The organism is Streptomyces sp. NPDC058964 (assembly GCF_042741275.1).
Classification (GTDB): Bacteria; Actinomycetota; Actinomycetes; order Streptomycetales; family Streptomycetaceae; genus Streptomyces.
Window position 1 is genome coordinate 1 of sequence record NZ_JBHYKH010000107.1, and the last position, 17151, is coordinate 17151.

The window sequence follows — 17151 nt, forward strand, 5'->3', positions numbered from 1 at the left end:
CGTGGCCACCCCCGCCCCGCCCCCCGCCCCCCCCGCGCGCCCCCCGGCCTCTCCGACAGCTACCAGGTCAGAGACCGGGCCGGGTCAGTTCAAGATCACTTGTTGATCTTGGTGACCTGGCCGGCGCCCACGGTCCGGCCACCCTCACGGATGGCGAACTTCAGGCCCTCTTCCATGGCGACGGGCTGGATGAGCTCCACCTTCATCTCGGTGTTGTCACCCGGCATGACCATCTCGGTGCCCTCGGGGAGGGTCACGACGCCGGTCACGTCCGTCGTACGGAAGTAGAACTGCGGACGGTAGTTGTTGAAGAACGGCGTGTGGCGGCCACCCTCGTCCTTGGAGAGGATGTAGGCCTGCGCCTCGAACTCGGTGTGCGGGGTGACCGAGCCCGGCTTGATGATGACCTGACCGCGCTCGACGTCCTCGCGCTTGATGCCACGGAGCAGCAGACCGACGTTCTCACCGGCCTGGCCCTCGTCGAGCAGCTTGCGGAACATCTCGATGCCGGTGACCGTGGTGGTGGTCTTCTCGGTCTTGATGCCGATGATGTCGACGGTCTCGTTGACCTTGAGGACACCACGCTCGATACGACCGGTGACGACGGTGCCACGACCGGTGATCGTGAAGACGTCCTCGATCGGCATCAGGAACGGCTTGTCGACGTCACGCTCGGGCTCGGGGATGTTCTCGTCCACAGCCTGCATCAGGTTGAGGACGGACTGGCCCCACTCCTTGTCGCCCTCGAGGGCCTTGAGCGCGGAGACGCGGACGACCGGCAGGTCGTCGCCCGGGAACTCGTACTCGGAGAGGAGCTCACGGACCTCGAGCTCGACGAGCTCCAGGATCTCCTCGTCGTCCACCATGTCGGCCTTGTTCAGGGCGACGACGATGTACGGAACGCCGACCTGGCGGGCCAGGAGCACGTGCTCCTTGGTCTGCGGCATCGGGCCGTCGGTGGCGGCGACCACGAGGATGGCGCCGTCCATCTGGGCAGCACCGGTGATCATGTTCTTGATGTAGTCCGCGTGACCGGGGCAGTCGACGTGGGCGTAGTGACGGGTCTCCGTCTGGTACTCGACGTGCGCGATGGAGATGGTGATACCGCGCTGGCGCTCCTCAGGAGCCTTGTCGATCTGGTCGAACGCCGAGGCCTCGTTCAGGTCCGGGAACGCGTCGTGCAGCACCTTGGTAATGGCGGCCGTGAGGGTCGTCTTACCGTGGTCGATGTGACCGATGGTGCCGATGTTGACGTGCGGCTTAGTCCGCTCGAACTTCGCCTTCGCCACTGGGGTCCTCCTGTGGAGTGGTTCTGTACGCCTTACTTCATCGGCGCCAGGTGATCTTTGCTGGAAAGCCCGGAACCCGGGGCAAACATCCGTGTTTGCGGCTGTTTGCCCCTTGAGGCTCCGGAGTCAAGCCTAAAGCGTGTGAACGCGGTGCGTTACTCGCCCTTGGCCTTCGCGATGATCTCCTCGGCGACGTTCCGCGGAACCTCGGCGTAGGAGTCGAACTGCATCGAGTAGCTTGCGCGACCCGACGTCTTGCTGCGGAGGTCGCCGACGTAGCCGAACATCTCCGACAGGGGCACGAGGCCCTTCACGACGCGGGCACCAGCCCGCTCCTCCATGGCCTGGATCTGACCACGGCGGGAGTTGATGTCGCCGATGACCTCACCCATGTAGTCCTCGGGCGTGGTGACCTCGACGGCCATCATCGGCTCGAGCAGCACGGGGCTGGCCTTGCGCGCGGCCTCCTTGAAGGCCTGCGAACCGGCGATCTTGAAGGCGAGCTCGGAGGAGTCGACCTCGTGGTAGCCACCGTCGATCAGCGTGACGCGCACGCCGGTCATCTCGTAGCCCGCGAGGATGCCGAACTGCATGGCCTCCTGAGCACCGGCGTCCACCGAAGGGATGTACTCCTTCGGGATACGGCCACCGGTCACCTTGTTCACGAACTCGTACGAGGCGTCGCCGCCCTCGATGGGCTCGATCGCGATCTGCACCTTGGCGAACTGGCCGGTACCACCAGTCTGCTTCTTGTGCGTGTAGTCGACGCGCTCGACGGCCTTGCGGATCGTCTCGCGGTACGCGACCTGCGGCTTGCCGACGTTGGCCTCGACCTTGAACTCACGGCGCATACGGTCGACCAGCACCTCGAGGTGCAGCTCGCCCATACCACCGATGATGGTCTGGCCGGTCTCCTCGTCCGAGTGGACCTGGAAGGACGGGTCCTCCTCGGCCAGGCGCTGGATCGCGACGCCCAGCTTCTCCTGGTCGCCCTTCGACTTGGGCTCGATGGCGACCTGGATGACCGGCGCCGGGAAGTCCATGGACTCCAGGATCACCGGGGCCTTGTCGTCGCACAGCGTCTCACCGGTCGTGGTCTGCTTCAGACCCATGACGGCGATGATGTCGCCGGCGCCCACCGACTCGATCTCCTCACGCTTGTTCGCGTGCATGCGGTAGATCTTGCCGATGCGCTCCTTCTTGCCCTTGACGGAGTTCAGCACCGAGGTGCCGGACTCCAGGCGGCCCGAGTAGACCCGGACGAAGGTGAGCTTGCCGAGGTGCGGGTCGCTCATGATCTTGAACGCGAGCGCCGACAGCGGCTCCTCGTCGGACGGCTTGCGCTTGACGACCGTCTCCGCGTCCTTGACGTCGTGGCCCTCGATGGCCTCGACGTCCAGGGGGGAGGGGAGGTAGCGCACGACCGCGTCGAGCAGGGGCTGGACACCCTTGTTCTTGAACGCGGTGCCGCAGAACACCGGGGTGACCGTGGTGTCCTTGGACTTGCCGGACGCGATGGTGATGCGACGGATCGCGGCGTACAGCTGCTCCACGGAGGGCTCGGCGCCCTCCAGGTACAGCTCCATGATCTCTTCGTCGTTCTCGGCCACGGCCTCGAGCAGCTTGCCGCGGTACTCCTCGGCAGCCTCGGTGTGCGTGTCCGGGATGTCGACGACGTCGTACATCTCGCCCTTGGTGGCCTCGGCGGACCAGACCAGGGCCTTCATCGTCACCAGGTCGACGACGCCCTTGAAGTCGGCCTCGGCACCGATCGGGAGCTGCATCACGATCGGCTGAGCGCCCAGGCGGTCAGAGATCATGTCGACGCAGCGGTGGAACTCGGCACCGGTCCGGTCGAGCTTGTTGACGAAGCAGATACGCGGAACGCCGTAACGGTCCGCCTGACGCCACACCGTCTCGGACTGGGGCTCAACGCCGGCGACGCCGTCGAACACCGTCACGGCACCGTCGAGCACGCGCAGGGAACGCTCCACCTCGACGGTGAAGTCGACGTGGCCCGGCGTGTCGATGATGTTGATGGTGTGATCGACGTCTTCCAGCGGCCAGTGGCAGGTGGTGGCAGCAGAGGTGATCGTGATGCCACGCTCCTGCTCCTGCTCCATCCAGTCCATGGTGGCAGCGCCGTCGTGGACCTCACCGATCTTGTAAGAAACGCCGGTGTAGAACAGGATCCGCTCGGTGGTGGTCGTCTTGCCCGCGTCGATGTGGGCCATGATGCCGATGTTGCGCACCTTGGCCAGGTCAAGCGAAGTGGTAGCCATAAGGCTTCAGTCTTCTCTCGGTCTCGATGTGGACTGCGACTACCAGCGGTAGTGCGCGAAGGCCTTGTTGGACTCGGCCATCTTGTGCGTGTCCTCGCGCTTCTTCACAGCGGCGCCAAGGCCGTTGGACGCGTCGAGGAGCTCGTTGAGCAGACGCTCGGTCATGGTCTTCTCGCGACGGGCGCGGGAGTAGCCCACGAGCCAGCGCAGCGCCAGGGTGTTGGCACGGCCGGGCTTGACCTCGACCGGGACCTGGTAGGTGGCGCCACCGACACGGCGGGACTTGACCTCGAGGGTCGGCTTGATGTTCTCGAGAGCGCGCTTCAGCGTGATGACCGGGTCGTTGCCGGTCTTGTCGCGCAGGCCCTCCATGGCGCCGTAGACGATGCGCTCGGCGGTGGAGCGCTTGCCGTTCAGCAGCACCTTGTTGATCAGGGAGGTCACCAGAGGAGAACCGTAGACCGGGTCGATGATGACCGGGCGCTTCGGGGCGGGGCCCTTACGAGGCATTCTTACTTCTCCTTCTTGGCGCCGTAGCGGCTGCGGGCCTGCTTGCGGTTCTTGACACCCTGGGTGTCGAGCGAGCCACGGATGATCTTGTAGCGAACACCCGGCAGGTCCTTCACACGGCCGCCGCGCACGAGCACGATGGAGTGCTCCTGCAGGTTGTGTCCCTCACCCGGAATGTAAGCGGTGACCTCGATCCCGCTGGTCAGACGCACACGCGCGACCTTACGCAGGGCCGAGTTCGGCTTCTTCGGGGTGGTCGTGAACACACGCGTGCAGACGCCACGACGCTGGGGCGAACCCTCGAGTGCGGGCGTCTTGTTCTTCTCGACCTTGTCCTGCCGGCCCTTGCGGACCAGCTGCTGGATCGTAGGCACTACTTCTCCGGTTTCTGTGTGCCGATAGGTACAGCTAACCTGGAACGTCGCCGACCCACGCGGTCGGGTGTGTCGAATCTCGCGGACCTTTGCCGCAAGGCGAAAAAGGGCGCAGATTACGGTGGCCGGTGTCGGCTCGCCATGCGGTTGAAGGCACGCACGAGAGCCAGGGCACACCCCAGGCACAAGGTCTGAGCGTACCTACCTCACGGACTTCGGTCAAAACAAATGGAGCGCGCCCCGACACGCCGGATTTGTCACCCGCGCAATTGTGGGCTCCCAGTGAATGTCGGCGGGTCCGCACTGGTTCGGTGGCCATGACAACAACTGGTTCAGTACGTTGAGCGGTTGCTGTGCCGATCACGAGGACGGGGGGACGCATGACGGCGGCCGACTTACCGGACGGGACCGGCCTCGACGACCGGGTGCCCTTCCTGGCACGTCTGGAGAAGGGCGACCGCGAGACACTGCTCGGCCTCGGCCGCGAGCTCGGGTTCCGCCCCCGGGACGTCCTGCTCCACCAGCACGAGCCCTCCTCGTACGTCCTGTTCGTCATCGACGGCTGGACCAAGGTGACCGCGGCCGCCGCCAACGGCTACGAGGCGCTGCTCGCGCTGCGCGGACCCGGCGACATCGTCGGCGAGTCCGCCGCGCTCACCGGACGCCCGCGCTCGGCCACCGTGACCGCCCTGGAGCCGGTGCGCGCGGTCGCCGTCGAGCGGGACCGCTTCACCGACTTCCTCGGCCGCTCCCCCGACGTCTCCTACGCCCTCCTCGGCCTCACCTCCGACCGCATGCGCGCAGCCGACCAGCGGCGACTGGAGTTCGCCTCCATGAACGTGCGGGAGCGCCTGGCCGTCCTCCTGCTGGAGCTGGCCCGCACGAACGCCCGCTACACCGAGACCGGGGTCGAGCTCCTCGTCCCGCTCAGCAAGCAGGAGCTGGCGGGGTCGGTGGGGGCGTCCCGGGAGATGGTGCAACGGCTCCTGAAGGAGCTGCGGGACCGCGGGGTGGTGGTCACCGGGAGGCGGACGCTGCGGATCGTACGGATGGACGTGCTGCGGCGGATCGCGCGAGCGGATTCCTGAGAAGGCGGGCTGAGCCCTGAAAGCAGGCGGAGTCCAGAAGGCGGAGTCCCGAAGGCAGGCGGACCCGCGGACCGGTGCCGGCCTGCGCCCCGCGTTCTGTGCACACGGTCACACTCCGAGTGCGTCATCCGCACTCTCCCCGGGATCGCTCCACGCGCCACTCTTCTCGTCTCGCCGGGCGACGGCCCCCTTCCCGAGAGGCGACCATGAGCGATCCCGTGAGCCGGACGATCCTTCTGCTCGGCATCGAACGGTACAGCGACCGGGACGACGTCGAGCAGGCCTACTTGCGGCGGATGCTCTACGACATCACCGACCGCGTCCTGGCCGGCGCGGGCATCGACGAGACGCTGCGTCTGCGGGCCGACCGCGGGGACTGTGTGAGGGAACTGATCGACGCCAACGCCTCCGTGCCGGCGCTGCTGCGGGCCCTGCTCACCGAGGTCCCGGCCCAGCTGCGGGCGGTCAACCGGATGGCGTCCGGCTCGGCGCAGATCCGGCTGCGCGGGGTCGTGGCCTGCGGGTACGTCGCCATCGACGAGCACGGCTGGAGGGGCTCGGACCTCGACCGCGCCTGCCGCCTCCTCGACGCCGGCCTGCTGCGCGCGGCGCTGCGCGAGCGCCGGGGCGACTTCGCTCTGTGCGTCTCGGAGGGCGTCCACGTCGGGATCGTGCGGCACGACCACGCGGGGATCCCGGCGGCGGACTTCCACGAGGTGACCGTGGACAGCGAGAGCGGCCCGCTGAAGGCGTGGCTGCACGGCCCGGTGCCGGACGGGGCGACCGGGCGTGAAGACCACTGTGTGACGGGGGCGGGGGGAGCCCCGGTGCCGGGTGCCTCGGGGGACGGCCCGGCACCGGGGCGGACGTCGCCCTCGGCTCCCACTCCCTCCGTGGGTGGTGTCGTCGTCGACTTCAACGGCGGCGCGCCCGGCTTCGGTGGCGGAATCGTCACCGGCGACCGGCACGGCGTCTCCGGCGGTCACGTCACGGGTGACGTGCATCTCGGCGGGACCGGGGGTGACGCGGCGTGACGGTTCCGCCCGATCCGGCGCCATCGGACACGGACACCGCGCAGGGAACCGCCGGCGACAGACCCGAGGAAGCCCCCGAGCGCATCCAGGAGGCCCGCGCCGCCAGCGCGAGCTGTCCGCCCCCACCCCGGGCTTCATCCTCGGCCCGGCGGCCTCCTTCGGGGGCAGCCTGGTCGGCCGGGGCACAACACGGCGTCTTCGGCGGCCGGGTCGGCGGCGACGGCGACCTGGGCGGCAAGACCGAGCACCCCTGCCGCCACGGGAGCACGGGGCCGCGTACGCCTCCGGCGAGACACCCCGCGCCCGGCTCCAGGCACTGGGCGTCGGGTTCGCCGAGGGCCCGGTCTTCGCCGGCTCCCCGGCCCGGCTGCGCGAGGAGCGCGTCCTGGTCCTCTCCGGGCCGCACGCCACCGGCCGGTACGCGGCCGCGCAGATGCCGCCACCTCGCCCGCCCGTGACGAGCCGGAGGACCACCACAAGGCGGAGTCCCTCAAGCAGGTCCGGCAGGAGACCGACTCGATCATCCGGATGCGGGCACGGCACCGGGGCCGGTCGCGCTGCCCACGGGGCCGCGGGCACCGGCGTACCCGGGCGGAACCGCAGCCGCAGGCGCCGTATGGCGCACCGGCACCGGCGGGTCAGCCCGCGGCGCCCGCGCCCGGCGGCGCTCCTCCCCCGCGGCTCCGCCGCACATCCACCGGGCCCGGCGGCTGTCCACGCACCCCGACCGCACCACCCGGCCGGCACGTCTGGAGCCGTACCTGCGCACCGGGCTGTGAGCACGGCGCGCGAGGAGACGCCGAAGGGCGGCCACCCCGTGGGGTGACCGCCCTTCAGTGGACGTACGCCTTACTGGTTGTACGGACCGTAGTCGTAGTCCTCCAGCGGAACGGCCTGGCCGGAGCCGGTGCCGAACGGCGAGTAGTCGATGTCGTCGTAACCGACGGCCGAGTACATCGCGGCCTTGGCCTCCTCGGTCGGCTCGACCCGGATGTTGCGGTAGCGGGACAGACCCGTACCGGCCGGGATGAGCTTACCGATGATGACGTTCTCCTTGAGGCCGATGAGGCTGTCGGACTTGGCGTTGATCGCCGCGTCCGTCAGGACTCGGGTCGTCTCCTGGAAGGAGGCGGCCGACAGCCAGGACTCCGTCGCCAGCGAGGCCTTGGTGATACCCATGAGCTGCGGACGACCCGAGGCTGGGTGACCACCCTCCTGGACCACACGACGGTTCTCGGTCTCGAACTTCGAGCGCTCGACCAGCTCGCCGGGCAGCAGCTCGGCATCGCCGGACTCGATGATCGTCACGCGGCGGAGCATCTGCCGGATGATGATCTCGATGTGCTTGTCGTGGATCGACACACCCTGCGAGTTGTACACCTTCTGGACCTCGCCGACCAGGTGGACCTGGACGGCACGCTGGCCCAGGATGCGCAGCACGTCGTGCGGGTTGGTGGCACCCACGGTGAGCTTCTGGCCCACCTCGACGTGCTCGCCCTCGCTGACCAGGAGTCGGGCGCGCTTCGAGATCGGGTAGGCCGTCTCGTCGCTGCCGTCGTCCGGCGTGATGACGATCTTCTTGGTCTTCTCGGTCTCCTCGATCCGCACGCGGCCCTGGGCCTCGGAGATCGGGGCGACACCCTTCGGGGTACGGGCCTCGAAGAGCTCGACGACACGCGGCAGACCCTGGGTGATGTCGTCACCGGCCACACCACCGGTGTGGAAGGTACGCATCGTCAGCTGGGTACCGGGCTCACCGATGGACTGGGCGGCGATGATGCCGACCGCCTCACCGATGTCGACCAGCTTGCCGGTGGCCAGCGAGCGGCCGTAGCACATGGCGCAGGTGCCGACGGCGGACTCACAGGTCAGGACCGAACGGGTCTTGACCTCCTCGATGCCGTGCTTGACCAGCTCGTCGATGAGCACGTCGCCCAGGTCGGTGTTGGCCGGGGCCAGCACCACGCCGTCGACGACGATGTCCTCGGCGAGCGCACGTGCGTACACGCTGGTCTCGACGTTGTCCGCCTTGCGCAGGACGCCGTCCGCGCCACGCTCCGCGATGTGGAGCTTGAGGCCGCGCTCGGTGCCGCAGTCCTCCTCGCGGATGATGACGTCCTGGGAGACGTCGACCAGACGACGGGTGAGGTAACCCGAGTCGGCGGTACGCAGAGCGGTGTCCGCGAGACCCTTACGGGCACCGTGCGTGGAGATGAAGTACTCCAGCACGGACAGACCCTCACGGAAGGACGCCTTGATCGGACGCGGGATCGTCTCGTTCTTGGCGTTCGACACCAGACCACGCATACCGGCGATCTGCCGCATCTGCATCATGTTTCCTCGGGCACCCGAGTCAACCATCATGAAGATGGGGTTCGTCTTGGGGAAGTTCTCGTTCATCGCCTCGGCGACCTCGTTGGTCGCCTTGGTCCAGATCGCGATGAGTTCCTGAGTGCGCTCTTCCTTGGTGATCAGACCGCGCTCGTACTGCTTCTGGACCTTCTCGTCCTGCGCCTCGTAGCCGCGGACGATCTCCTTCTTCGCCTCGGGAACGACGACGTCGGAGATGGCCACGGTGACACCGGAACGGGTCGCCCAGTAGAAGCCGGCCGCCTTCAGGTTGTCGAGCGTCGCCGCCACGATGACCTTGGGGTAGCGCTCGGCCAGGTCGTTGACGATCTCGGAGAGCTGCTTCTTGCCCACCGAGTAGTCGACGAACGGGTAGTCCTCGGGCAGCAGCTCGTTGAAGAGCGCGCGGCCCAGGGTCGTCCGCAGGCGGAAGGTGTCACCCTGCTGCCACTCCGGCTCGCCCTCCTCCTGCGCCGGCGGGGTCCAGCCGCGCGGCGGGATGGTGCCCACCGGGAAGCGGATGTCGATCGCGGACTGCAGCGCGAGCTCGCCGGCGTCGAACGCCATGATCGCCTCGGCCGTGGAGCCGAAGGACCGGCCCTCGCCCTTGGTGTCACGCAGCTCGCCGTCGGTGGTGAGGAAGAACAGACCGAGGACCATGTCCTGGGTCGGCATCGTCACCGGACGGCCGTCGGCCGGCTTGAGGATGTTGTTCGAGGACAGCATCAGGATGCGGGCCTCGGCCTGCGCCTCCGCGGACAGCGGCAGGTGCACGGCCATCTGGTCACCGTCGAAGTCCGCGTTGAACGCGGTGCAGACGAGCGGGTGGATCTGGATGGCCTTGCCCTCGACCAGCTGCGGCTCGAAGGCCTGGATGCCGAGGCGGTGCAGGGTGGGAGCACGGTTCAGCAGAACCGGGTGCTCGGCGATGACCTCTTCGAGGACGTCGTACACGACCGTGCGGCCGCGCTCCACCATGCGCTTGGCGCTCTTGATGTTCTGCGCGTGGTTCAGGTCGACCAGGCGCTTCATCACGAACGGCTTGAAGAGCTCCAGGGCCATGGCCTTGGGCAGACCGCACTGGTGCAGTTTCAGCTGCGGGCCGACGACGATCACGGAACGCGCGGAGTAGTCCACACGCTTACCGAGCAGGTTCTGACGGAATCGACCCTGCTTGCCCTTCAGCATGTCGCTGAGGGACTTCAGCGGGCGGTTGCCGGGGCCCGTCACCGGGCGGCCGCGACGACCGTTGTCGAAGAGGGCGTCAACAGCCTCCTGAAGCATGCGCTTCTCGTTGTTGACGATGATCTCCGGGGCACCGAGGTCCAGGAGCCGCTTCAGACGGTTGTTGCGGTTGATCACACGGCGGTACAGGTCGTTCAGGTCGGAGGTCGCGAAGCGGCCACCGTCCAGCTGCACCATCGGACGCAGGTCCGGCGGGATGACCGGCACGCAGTCGAGGACCATGCCCTTGGGGCTGTTGGACGTCTGCAGGAACGCGGAGACGACCTTCAGGCGCTTGAGGGCGCGGGTCTTCTTCTGGCCCTTGCCGGTACGGATGATCTCGCGGAGCTTCTCGGCCTCCTCCTCGAGGTCGAAGGACTCCAGGCGCTTCTGCAGGGCCTGGGCGCCCATCGAACCGTCGAAGTACGTGCCGAAGCGGTCACGCAGCTCGCGGTAGAGCAGCTCGTCGCCCTCGAGGTCCTGGACCTTGAGGTTCTTGAAGCGGGTCCACACCTCGTCGAGACGGTCGATCTCGCGCTGCGCACGGTCGCGCAGCTGCTTCATCTCACGCTCGGCACCCTCGCGCACCTTGCGGCGCACGTCGGCCTTGGCACCCTCGGCCTCGAGCTCGGCCAGGTCGGCCTCGAGCTTCTTGGCGCGGGCCTCGAGGTCGGCGTCGCGACGGTTCTCGACCTGCTGGCGCTCCACGGAGACGTGCGCCTCCAGGGAGGGCAGGTCACGGGTACGGCGCTCCTCGTCGACGTACGTGATCATGTACGCCGCGAAGTAGATGACCTTCTCGAGGTCCTTGGGAGCCAGGTCGAGCAGGTAGCCCAGACGGCTCGGGACGCCCTTGAAGTACCAGATGTGCGTGACGGGAGCGGCCAGCTCGATGTGGCCCATCCGCTCGCGGCGCACCTTCGCCCGCGTGACCTCGACGCCACAGCGCTCGCAGATGATGCCCTTGAAGCGGACGCGCTTGTACTTGCCGCAGTAGCACTCCCAGTCCCGGGTCGGACCGAAGATCTTCTCGCAGAAGAGTCCGTCCTTCTCGGGCTTGAGGGTGCGGTAGTTGATGGTCTCGGGCTTCTTGACCTCGCCGTGGCTCCACTGACGGATGTCGTCCGCGGTGGCCAGGCCGATCCGGAGCTCGTCGAAGAAGTTGACGTCGAGCACTATGCGTCAATCCCTCTCAGGGTCGTAAGTCTGTGGTCTGAAACGGGGGTCGCGGGATCGGCGGGGCCTCTGCGGGAGAGGCCCCGCCGGACTCCCGTCAGACCTCTTCGACGCTGCTCGGCTCGCGCCGGGACAGGTCGATGCCGAGCTCCTCCGCAGCGCGGAAGACGTCCTCGTCGGTGTCACGCATCTCGATGGACATACCGTCGCTGGACAGCACCTCCACGTTCAGGCAGAGCGACTGCATCTCCTTGATGAGCACCTTGAAGGACTCGGGGATGCCGGGCTCGGGGATGTTCTCGCCCTTGACGATGGCCTCGTAGACCTTCACGCGGCCGGTGACGTCGTCGGACTTGATCGTCAGCAGCTCCTGGAGGGCGTACGCGGCGCCGTAGGCCTCGAGGGCCCACACCTCCATCTCACCGAAGCGCTGACCACCGAACTGCGCCTTACCACCCAGCGGCTGCTGGGTGATCATCGAGTACGGACCGGTCGAGCGGGCGTGCAGCTTGTCGTCGACCAGGTGGTGCAGCTTCAGGATGTACATGTAGCCGACGGAGATCGGGTCCGGGAACGGCTCACCCGAACGGCCGTCGAACAGCCGCGCCTTGCCGGTCGGGAGCACCATGCGCTCGCCGTCCCGGTTCGGGATGGTGTGCTGCAGCAGACCCGCGAGCTCGTCCTCGCGCGCACCGTCGAACACCGGGGTGGCGACGTTGGTGCCGGGAGCGACCTTGTCGGCGCCGATCGCCTGGAGGCGCTGCGCCCACTCGTCCGCGAGACCGGAGACGTCCCAGCCGCGGCTGGCGAGCCAGCCGAGGTGGATCTCCAGGACCTGTCCCGGGTTCATTCGGGACGGGACACCCAGCGGGTTGAGGATGATGTCGACCGGGGTGCCGTCCTCCAGGAACGGCATGTCCTCGATCGGCAGGATCTTGGAGATGACACCCTTGTTGCCGTGACGGCCGGCGAGCTTGTCACCGTCGGTGATCTTGCGCTTCTGCGCCACGTACACGCGCACAAGCTGGTTCACACCCGGGGGAAGCTCGTCGCCCTCCTCGCGGTCGAAGACGCGGACGCCGATGACCTTGCCGGTCTCGCCGTGCGGCACCTTCAGCGAGGTGTCACGGACCTCACGGGCCTTCTCACCGAAGATCGCGCGCAGCAGGCGCTCCTCGGGGGTCAGCTCGGTCTCACCCTTCGGGGTCACCTTGCCGACGAGGATGTCGCCGGCGATGACCTCGGCACCGATGCGGATGATGCCGCGCTCGTCGAGGTCGGCGAGGACCTCCTCGGAGACGTTCGGGATGTCCCGGGTGATCTCCTCGGGGCCGAGCTTGGTGTCACGGGCGTCGACCTCGTGCTCCTCGATGTGGATCGAGGAGAGGACGTCGTCCTGCACGAGGCGCTGCGACAGGATGATCGCGTCCTCGTAGTTGTGACCCTCCCACGGCATGAACGCCACGAGCAGGTTCTTGCCGAGGGCCATCTCACCGTTCTCGGTGGCCGGGCCGTCGGCGAGGACCTGGCCCTCGATGATCCGGTCGCCCTCGTTGACGACGACCTTCTGGTTGACCGAGGTGCCCTGGTTGGACCGGGCGAACTTGTGCAGGCGGTACGTGATGTACGTGCCGTCGTCGTTGGCGGTGGTGATGTAGTCCGCGGAGACCTCCTGGACCACACCCGCCTTCTCGGCCTTGACCACGTCACCGGCGTCGACGGCGGAGCGGTACTCCATGCCGGTGCCGACGAGCGGGGCCTCCGACTTAATCAGCGGAACGGCCTGGCGCATCATGTTCGCGCCCATGAGGGCACGGTTGGCGTCGTCGTGCTCGAGGAACGGGATCATGGCGGTCGCGACCGACACCATCTGGCGCGGCGAGACGTCCATGTAGTCCACGTCGTCACCGGCGACGTAGTCGACCTCGCCGCCACGGCGGCGGACCAGGACCCGGTTCTCGGTGAAGCGCAGTTCGTCGTTGAGCGTGGCGTTGGCCTGCGCGATGACGAATCGGTCCTCTTCGTCGGCGGTCAGGTAGTCCACCTCGTCGGTGACCTGGCCGTCGACGACCTTGCGGTAAGGCGTCTCGACGAAACCGAACGCGTTGACCCGGCCGTACGAGGCGAGCGAGCCGATCAGACCGATGTTCGGGCCTTCGGGCGTCTCGATCGGGCACATACGTCCGTAGTGGGACGGGTGCACGTCACGGACCTCGAAGCCGGCCCGCTCACGGGAGAGACCACCCGGGCCGAGCGCGGACAGACGACGCTTGTGCGTCAGCCCGGACAGCGGGTTGTTCTGGTCCATGAACTGGGACAGCTGGCTGGTGCCGAAGAACTCCTTGATGGAGGCGACGACCGGCCGGATGTTGATCAGGGTCTGCGGCGTGATCGCCTCGACGTCCTGCGTGGTCATGCGCTCGCGCACGACGCGCTCCATACGCGCCAGACCCGTGCGGACCTGGTTCTGGATGAGCTCGCCGACGCTGCGCAGGCGGCGGTTGCCGAAGTGGTCGATGTCGTCGGTCTCGACGACGATCGTGTCGCCGTTGTCCCCGGCGGTCTCGGTCTCGCCCGCGTGCAGCTTCACCAGGTACTTGATCGTCGAGATGACGTCCTCGACGGTCAGGATGCCCGCGTCGAGCGGAGCGTCCGCACCCAGCTTCTTGTTGACCTTGTAGCGGCCGACCTTGGCGAGGTCGTAGCGCTTCGGGTTGAAGTACAGGTTCTCCAGAAGCGTCTGCGCGGCCTCACGCGTGGGGGGCTCGCCCGGACGCAGCTTGCGGTAGATGTCGAGCAGCGCGTCGTCCTGGCCCTGGGTGTGGTCCTTCTCCAGGGTGGCGCGCATGGACTCGTACTCGCCGAACTCCTCGAGGATCTGCTCGGTCGTCCAGCCGAGCGCCTTCAGGAGGACGGTCACGGACTGCTTGCGCTTGCGGTCGATGCGGACACCGACCATGTCGCGCTTGTCGATCTCCATCTCCAGCCAGGCACCCCGGGACGGGATGATCTTGGCCGAGAAGATGTCCTTGTCGGACGTCTTGTCGATCGAGGAGTCGAAGTAGACACCGGGCGAACGGACCAGCTGCGACACCACGACACGCTCGGTGCCGTTGATCACGAACGTGCCCTTGTTGGTCATGAGCGGGAAGTCGCCCATGAAGACCGTCTGGGACTTGATCTCGCCGGTCTCGTTGTTCGTGAACTCGGCCGTCACGAAGAGCGGGGCGGCGTACGTGAAGTCGCGCTCCTTGCACTCGTCGATGGAGTTCTTCGGCGGCTCGAAGCGGTGGTCGCGGAAGGTCAGCGACATCGATCCCGAGAAGTCCTCGATCGGGGAGATCTCCTCGAAGATCTCCTCCAGTCCGGACTTGGTGGGGACGTCCTGACCGTTCTCGAGAGCCTCCTCGACCCGACTCTGCCAGGCGGTGTTGCCGAGCAGCCAGTCGAAGCTCTCGGTCTGCAGCGCGAGCAGGTTCGGAACCTCGAGAGGCTCCTTGATCTTTGCAAAGGAGATGCGCAGCGGGGCGGTGCTGGCGCCGTTGTTCGTATTCGCGGTCGAGGCATTGCGCGAGGCGGCCAAGAGGGGGTCCTTCCGAGGGCTCGGACTCACTACGCGCGTACCGGCCCCTCTCCCGTGCACAGAGACAGAAGTCCCAGGTCAGGGAACGTCCGGTCGTCTGTGCTCAAGTGAGGGCATGCCCCTGGTGACGGGCAGGGGACAGCTAACAGGCAGCGCAAAGGGTCAGTGTAGCCACTTGGCACACTGATGTCCAGTGCGGGTTTTTCGAGACCCTCGTTGTTCTCAACGCCCTCGGTCTGATTGCCCTCAACGCACGGTGATACTGCCCTCTTCGTCGTCGATCCATGCCTCGGATTCGGATCCTTGTGACGACGCGTCCTGAGAATTGCGCGCTGCGTGCGGTTCGTCAAGGCCCTCCATGCCCAAACCGGATGCTGCGCTCGTCACTTGCAGCCGGACACCAGGGGCGCTCGAGGGCACGACGAAGATCACCATACTCCCAGGTACCCCAGGTGCAAGGCAGCCGTCGTCCGACCCTCGGAACGCCGAAGAGCGACCACCCGGATGGATGATCGCTCTTCGGTGCGTTCGCGTTACAGCCCTACGGGGCCGTAGTCAGCGCGCGGATGAGTCCGTGCGGACCCGTGAGGTCACTTGACCTCGACGGAGGCGCCGGCGCCCTTGAGGGACTCGGCGGCCTTCTCCGCGGCGTCCTTGGCAACCTTCTCCAGGACGGGCTTCGGGGCGCCGTCCACGAGGTCCTTGGCCTCCTTCAGGCCCAGGGAGGTCAGCTCACGCACGACCTTGATGACCTGGATCTTCTTGTCGCCCGCACCGGTGAGGATGACGTCGAACTCGTCCTTCTCCTCCTCGGCCTCGGCGGCGGCGGCCGGACCGGCCGGGCCGGCAACGGCGACCGCGGCGGCGGCGGTGACGTCGAACTTCTCCTCGAAGGCCTTCACGAACTCGGAGAGCTCGATGAGGGTCATCTCCTCGAACTGCGCGAGCAGGTCTTCCTGGCTGAGCTTCGCCATGGTGGGCGATCCTTCCACTAATTTCGGCTGGTGCCGGATGTACATGTATGGCGGGCGTACGTTCGGCCCGCTACGACCTCCGCCTCAGGCGGCGGCGGTCATTTCGCGAGCCGAGTTACTCGGCACCGCCCTGCTCGGCCTGCTTGGCACGGAGCGCGTCCACGGTGCGGACGAGCTTCGAGGGCAGCGCCTGGAAGACCTGAGCAGCCTGGGTCTGCTTGCCCTTGAAGGCGCCCGCCAGCTTGGCGAGCAGAACCTCGCGGGACTCGAGGTCCGCAAGCTTCTTGATCTCGTCGGCGGACATCGCCTTGCCTTCAAGGACACCGCCCTTGATGACGAGGTTCGGGTTGTCCTTGGCGAAGTCACGAAGACCCTTCGCCGACTCCACCGGGTCACCGGTGACGAAGGCGACCGCCGTCGGACCGTTGAACAGGTCGTCGAGCGTCGTGATCCCGGCCTCGTTGGCCGCAATCTTGGTCAGCGTGTTCTTCACCACGGCGTACTGGGCGTTCTCACCGAGCGAACGACGCAGCGTCTTGAGCTGCGCCACGGTGAGACCCCGGTACTCGGTCAGCACGGCGGCGTTCGAGCTGCGGAACTGCTCCGCGAGCTCGGCCACCGCGGCAGCCTTGTCGGGCCTTGCCATAGAGCGTCGGCCTCCTTCCGGGTGATGGACCGCTCGGAAGGGGCTGAGTTAAACGAAACGCCCCGGCGCAGGCGCACGGGGCGTAGCTCGACCGGGTGCTCGCACGCTCGGGGCGGCGAACTCCGGGAGCACTTCCACTGTCACCTGCGCGGGTCGTCCGCTCTTCAGCGGATCCTTCGGCCACCGTGTCTTCTTCGAACACACGGCAACGACCAGCGGTCTTTGGCTTCTCGAGGAGAGTACGGGACCAGGTCGCAACGAAGCAAATCCGCCCGTTCGTCGCGGGCGGGGAAGGTGACGACCGGACCGGACTCGCCGTGCCGTCGTATGCCCCGGCAGGCGTACTTGCCGGGCACGGTGGCCGGGGCGGGCCCACCAGGCGCGGACGGCGTCGACGGTGGCCGAGCCGCGCATGTCGTTCCAGCCGGGATGCTCCCCGCCGAGGCCGGGGGCCCTGAGGGGGCTCTCCCCGGCGCCGTACGCCCCCTCGGCCCGGGTCCCGGCCCTGGTCGGGTATCGGGTCGGTCGTCCGGTAGCGCAGGTACGTGAGACCGCCGGTCTTCCGAACGGCCCTGGCGACGGCCGCGGCGGGCGCCGCGCCCCCGGACGGCCGGCCTCGGCG

General features: G+C 67.4%; 10 protein-coding genes. 2 read left to right on the top strand and 8 right to left on the bottom strand.

Features of this window, described 5'->3' with window-relative positions:
- Positions 1-95: 95 nt before the first annotated feature.
- From tuf to rpsL, 4 genes are all read right to left on the bottom strand, one after another.
- The gene (gene tuf / locus ACFW2E_RS16000) at positions 96-1289 is read right to left on the bottom strand and encodes an elongation factor Tu (RefSeq protein ID WP_020941664.1); all 1194 of its coding nucleotides are present in this window, start codon (positions 1287-1289) and stop codon (positions 96-98) included.
- A gap of 155 nt (positions 1290-1444) precedes the next feature.
- Positions 1445-3571, bottom strand: a complete 2127-nt coding sequence (gene fusA, locus ACFW2E_RS16005; protein WP_384466763.1) for an elongation factor G — start codon at positions 3569-3571, stop codon at positions 1445-1447.
- A 39-nt stretch (positions 3572-3610) separates the two neighbouring features.
- Positions 3611-4081 (bottom strand): 30S ribosomal protein S7, encoded by a 471-nt coding sequence (gene rpsG / locus ACFW2E_RS16010; RefSeq protein ID WP_009330725.1) that lies wholly within the window; start codon positions 4079-4081, stop codon positions 3611-3613.
- A gap of 2 nt (positions 4082-4083) precedes the next feature.
- Positions 4084-4455, bottom strand: coding sequence for a 30S ribosomal protein S12 (gene rpsL, locus ACFW2E_RS16015; RefSeq protein ID WP_003948652.1), 372 nt, complete (start codon positions 4453-4455; stop codon positions 4084-4086).
- Positions 4456-4835: 380 nt separating this feature from the next.
- Between rpsL and ACFW2E_RS16020 the strand changes: the two genes are divergently transcribed.
- Positions 4836-5543: a Crp/Fnr family transcriptional regulator gene (locus ACFW2E_RS16020; protein WP_384466765.1), complete on the top strand. Its 708-nt coding sequence runs from the start codon at positions 4836-4838 to the stop codon at positions 5541-5543.
- 206 nt (positions 5544-5749) lie between these two features.
- Entirely contained in the window at positions 5750-6577 is an 828-nt protein-coding gene (locus ACFW2E_RS16025; RefSeq protein WP_384466767.1) for a hypothetical protein, read from the top strand.
- Positions 6578-7426: 849 nt separating this feature from the next.
- Here ACFW2E_RS16025 and ACFW2E_RS16030 read toward each other — a convergent pair.
- From ACFW2E_RS16030 to rplJ, 4 genes are all read right to left on the bottom strand, one after another.
- Entirely contained in the window at positions 7427-11326 is a 3900-nt protein-coding gene (locus tag ACFW2E_RS16030) for a DNA-directed RNA polymerase subunit beta' (RefSeq protein WP_384466769.1), read from the bottom strand.
- Between the two features lie 97 nt (positions 11327-11423).
- Positions 11424-14909, bottom strand: coding sequence for a DNA-directed RNA polymerase subunit beta (rpoB, locus tag ACFW2E_RS16035; protein ID WP_384466771.1), 3486 nt, complete (start codon positions 14907-14909; stop codon positions 11424-11426).
- Between the two features lie 590 nt (positions 14910-15499).
- A complete protein-coding gene (gene rplL, locus ACFW2E_RS16040) occupies positions 15500-15883 on the bottom strand; it encodes a 50S ribosomal protein L7/L12 (RefSeq protein ID WP_361115027.1) in 384 nt (127 codons plus the stop codon).
- Between the two features lie 115 nt (positions 15884-15998).
- Entirely contained in the window at positions 15999-16529 is a 531-nt protein-coding gene (gene rplJ / locus ACFW2E_RS16045; RefSeq protein ID WP_384466773.1) for a 50S ribosomal protein L10, read from the bottom strand.
- Positions 16530-17151: the final 622 nt, after the last annotated feature.

Coding starts and splice junctions, on each gene's coding strand:
- rpsG (WP_009330725.1), bottom strand. CDS start 4,081: ATGCCTCGTAAGGGCCCCGCCCCGAAGCGCCCGGTCATCATCGACCCG.
- ACFW2E_RS16025 (WP_384466767.1), top strand. CDS start 5,750: ATGAGCGATCCCGTGAGCCGGACGATCCTTCTGCTCGGCATCGAACGG.
- ACFW2E_RS16020 (WP_384466765.1), top strand. CDS start 4,836: ATGACGGCGGCCGACTTACCGGACGGGACCGGCCTCGACGACCGGGTG.
- fusA (WP_384466763.1), bottom strand. CDS start 3,571: ATGGCTACCACTTCGCTTGACCTGGCCAAGGTGCGCAACATCGGCATC.
- rplL (WP_361115027.1), bottom strand. CDS start 15,883: ATGGCGAAGCTCAGCCAGGAAGACCTGCTCGCGCAGTTCGAGGAGATG.
- rplJ (WP_384466773.1), bottom strand. CDS start 16,529: ATGGCAAGGCCCGACAAGGCTGCCGCGGTGGCCGAGCTCGCGGAGCAG.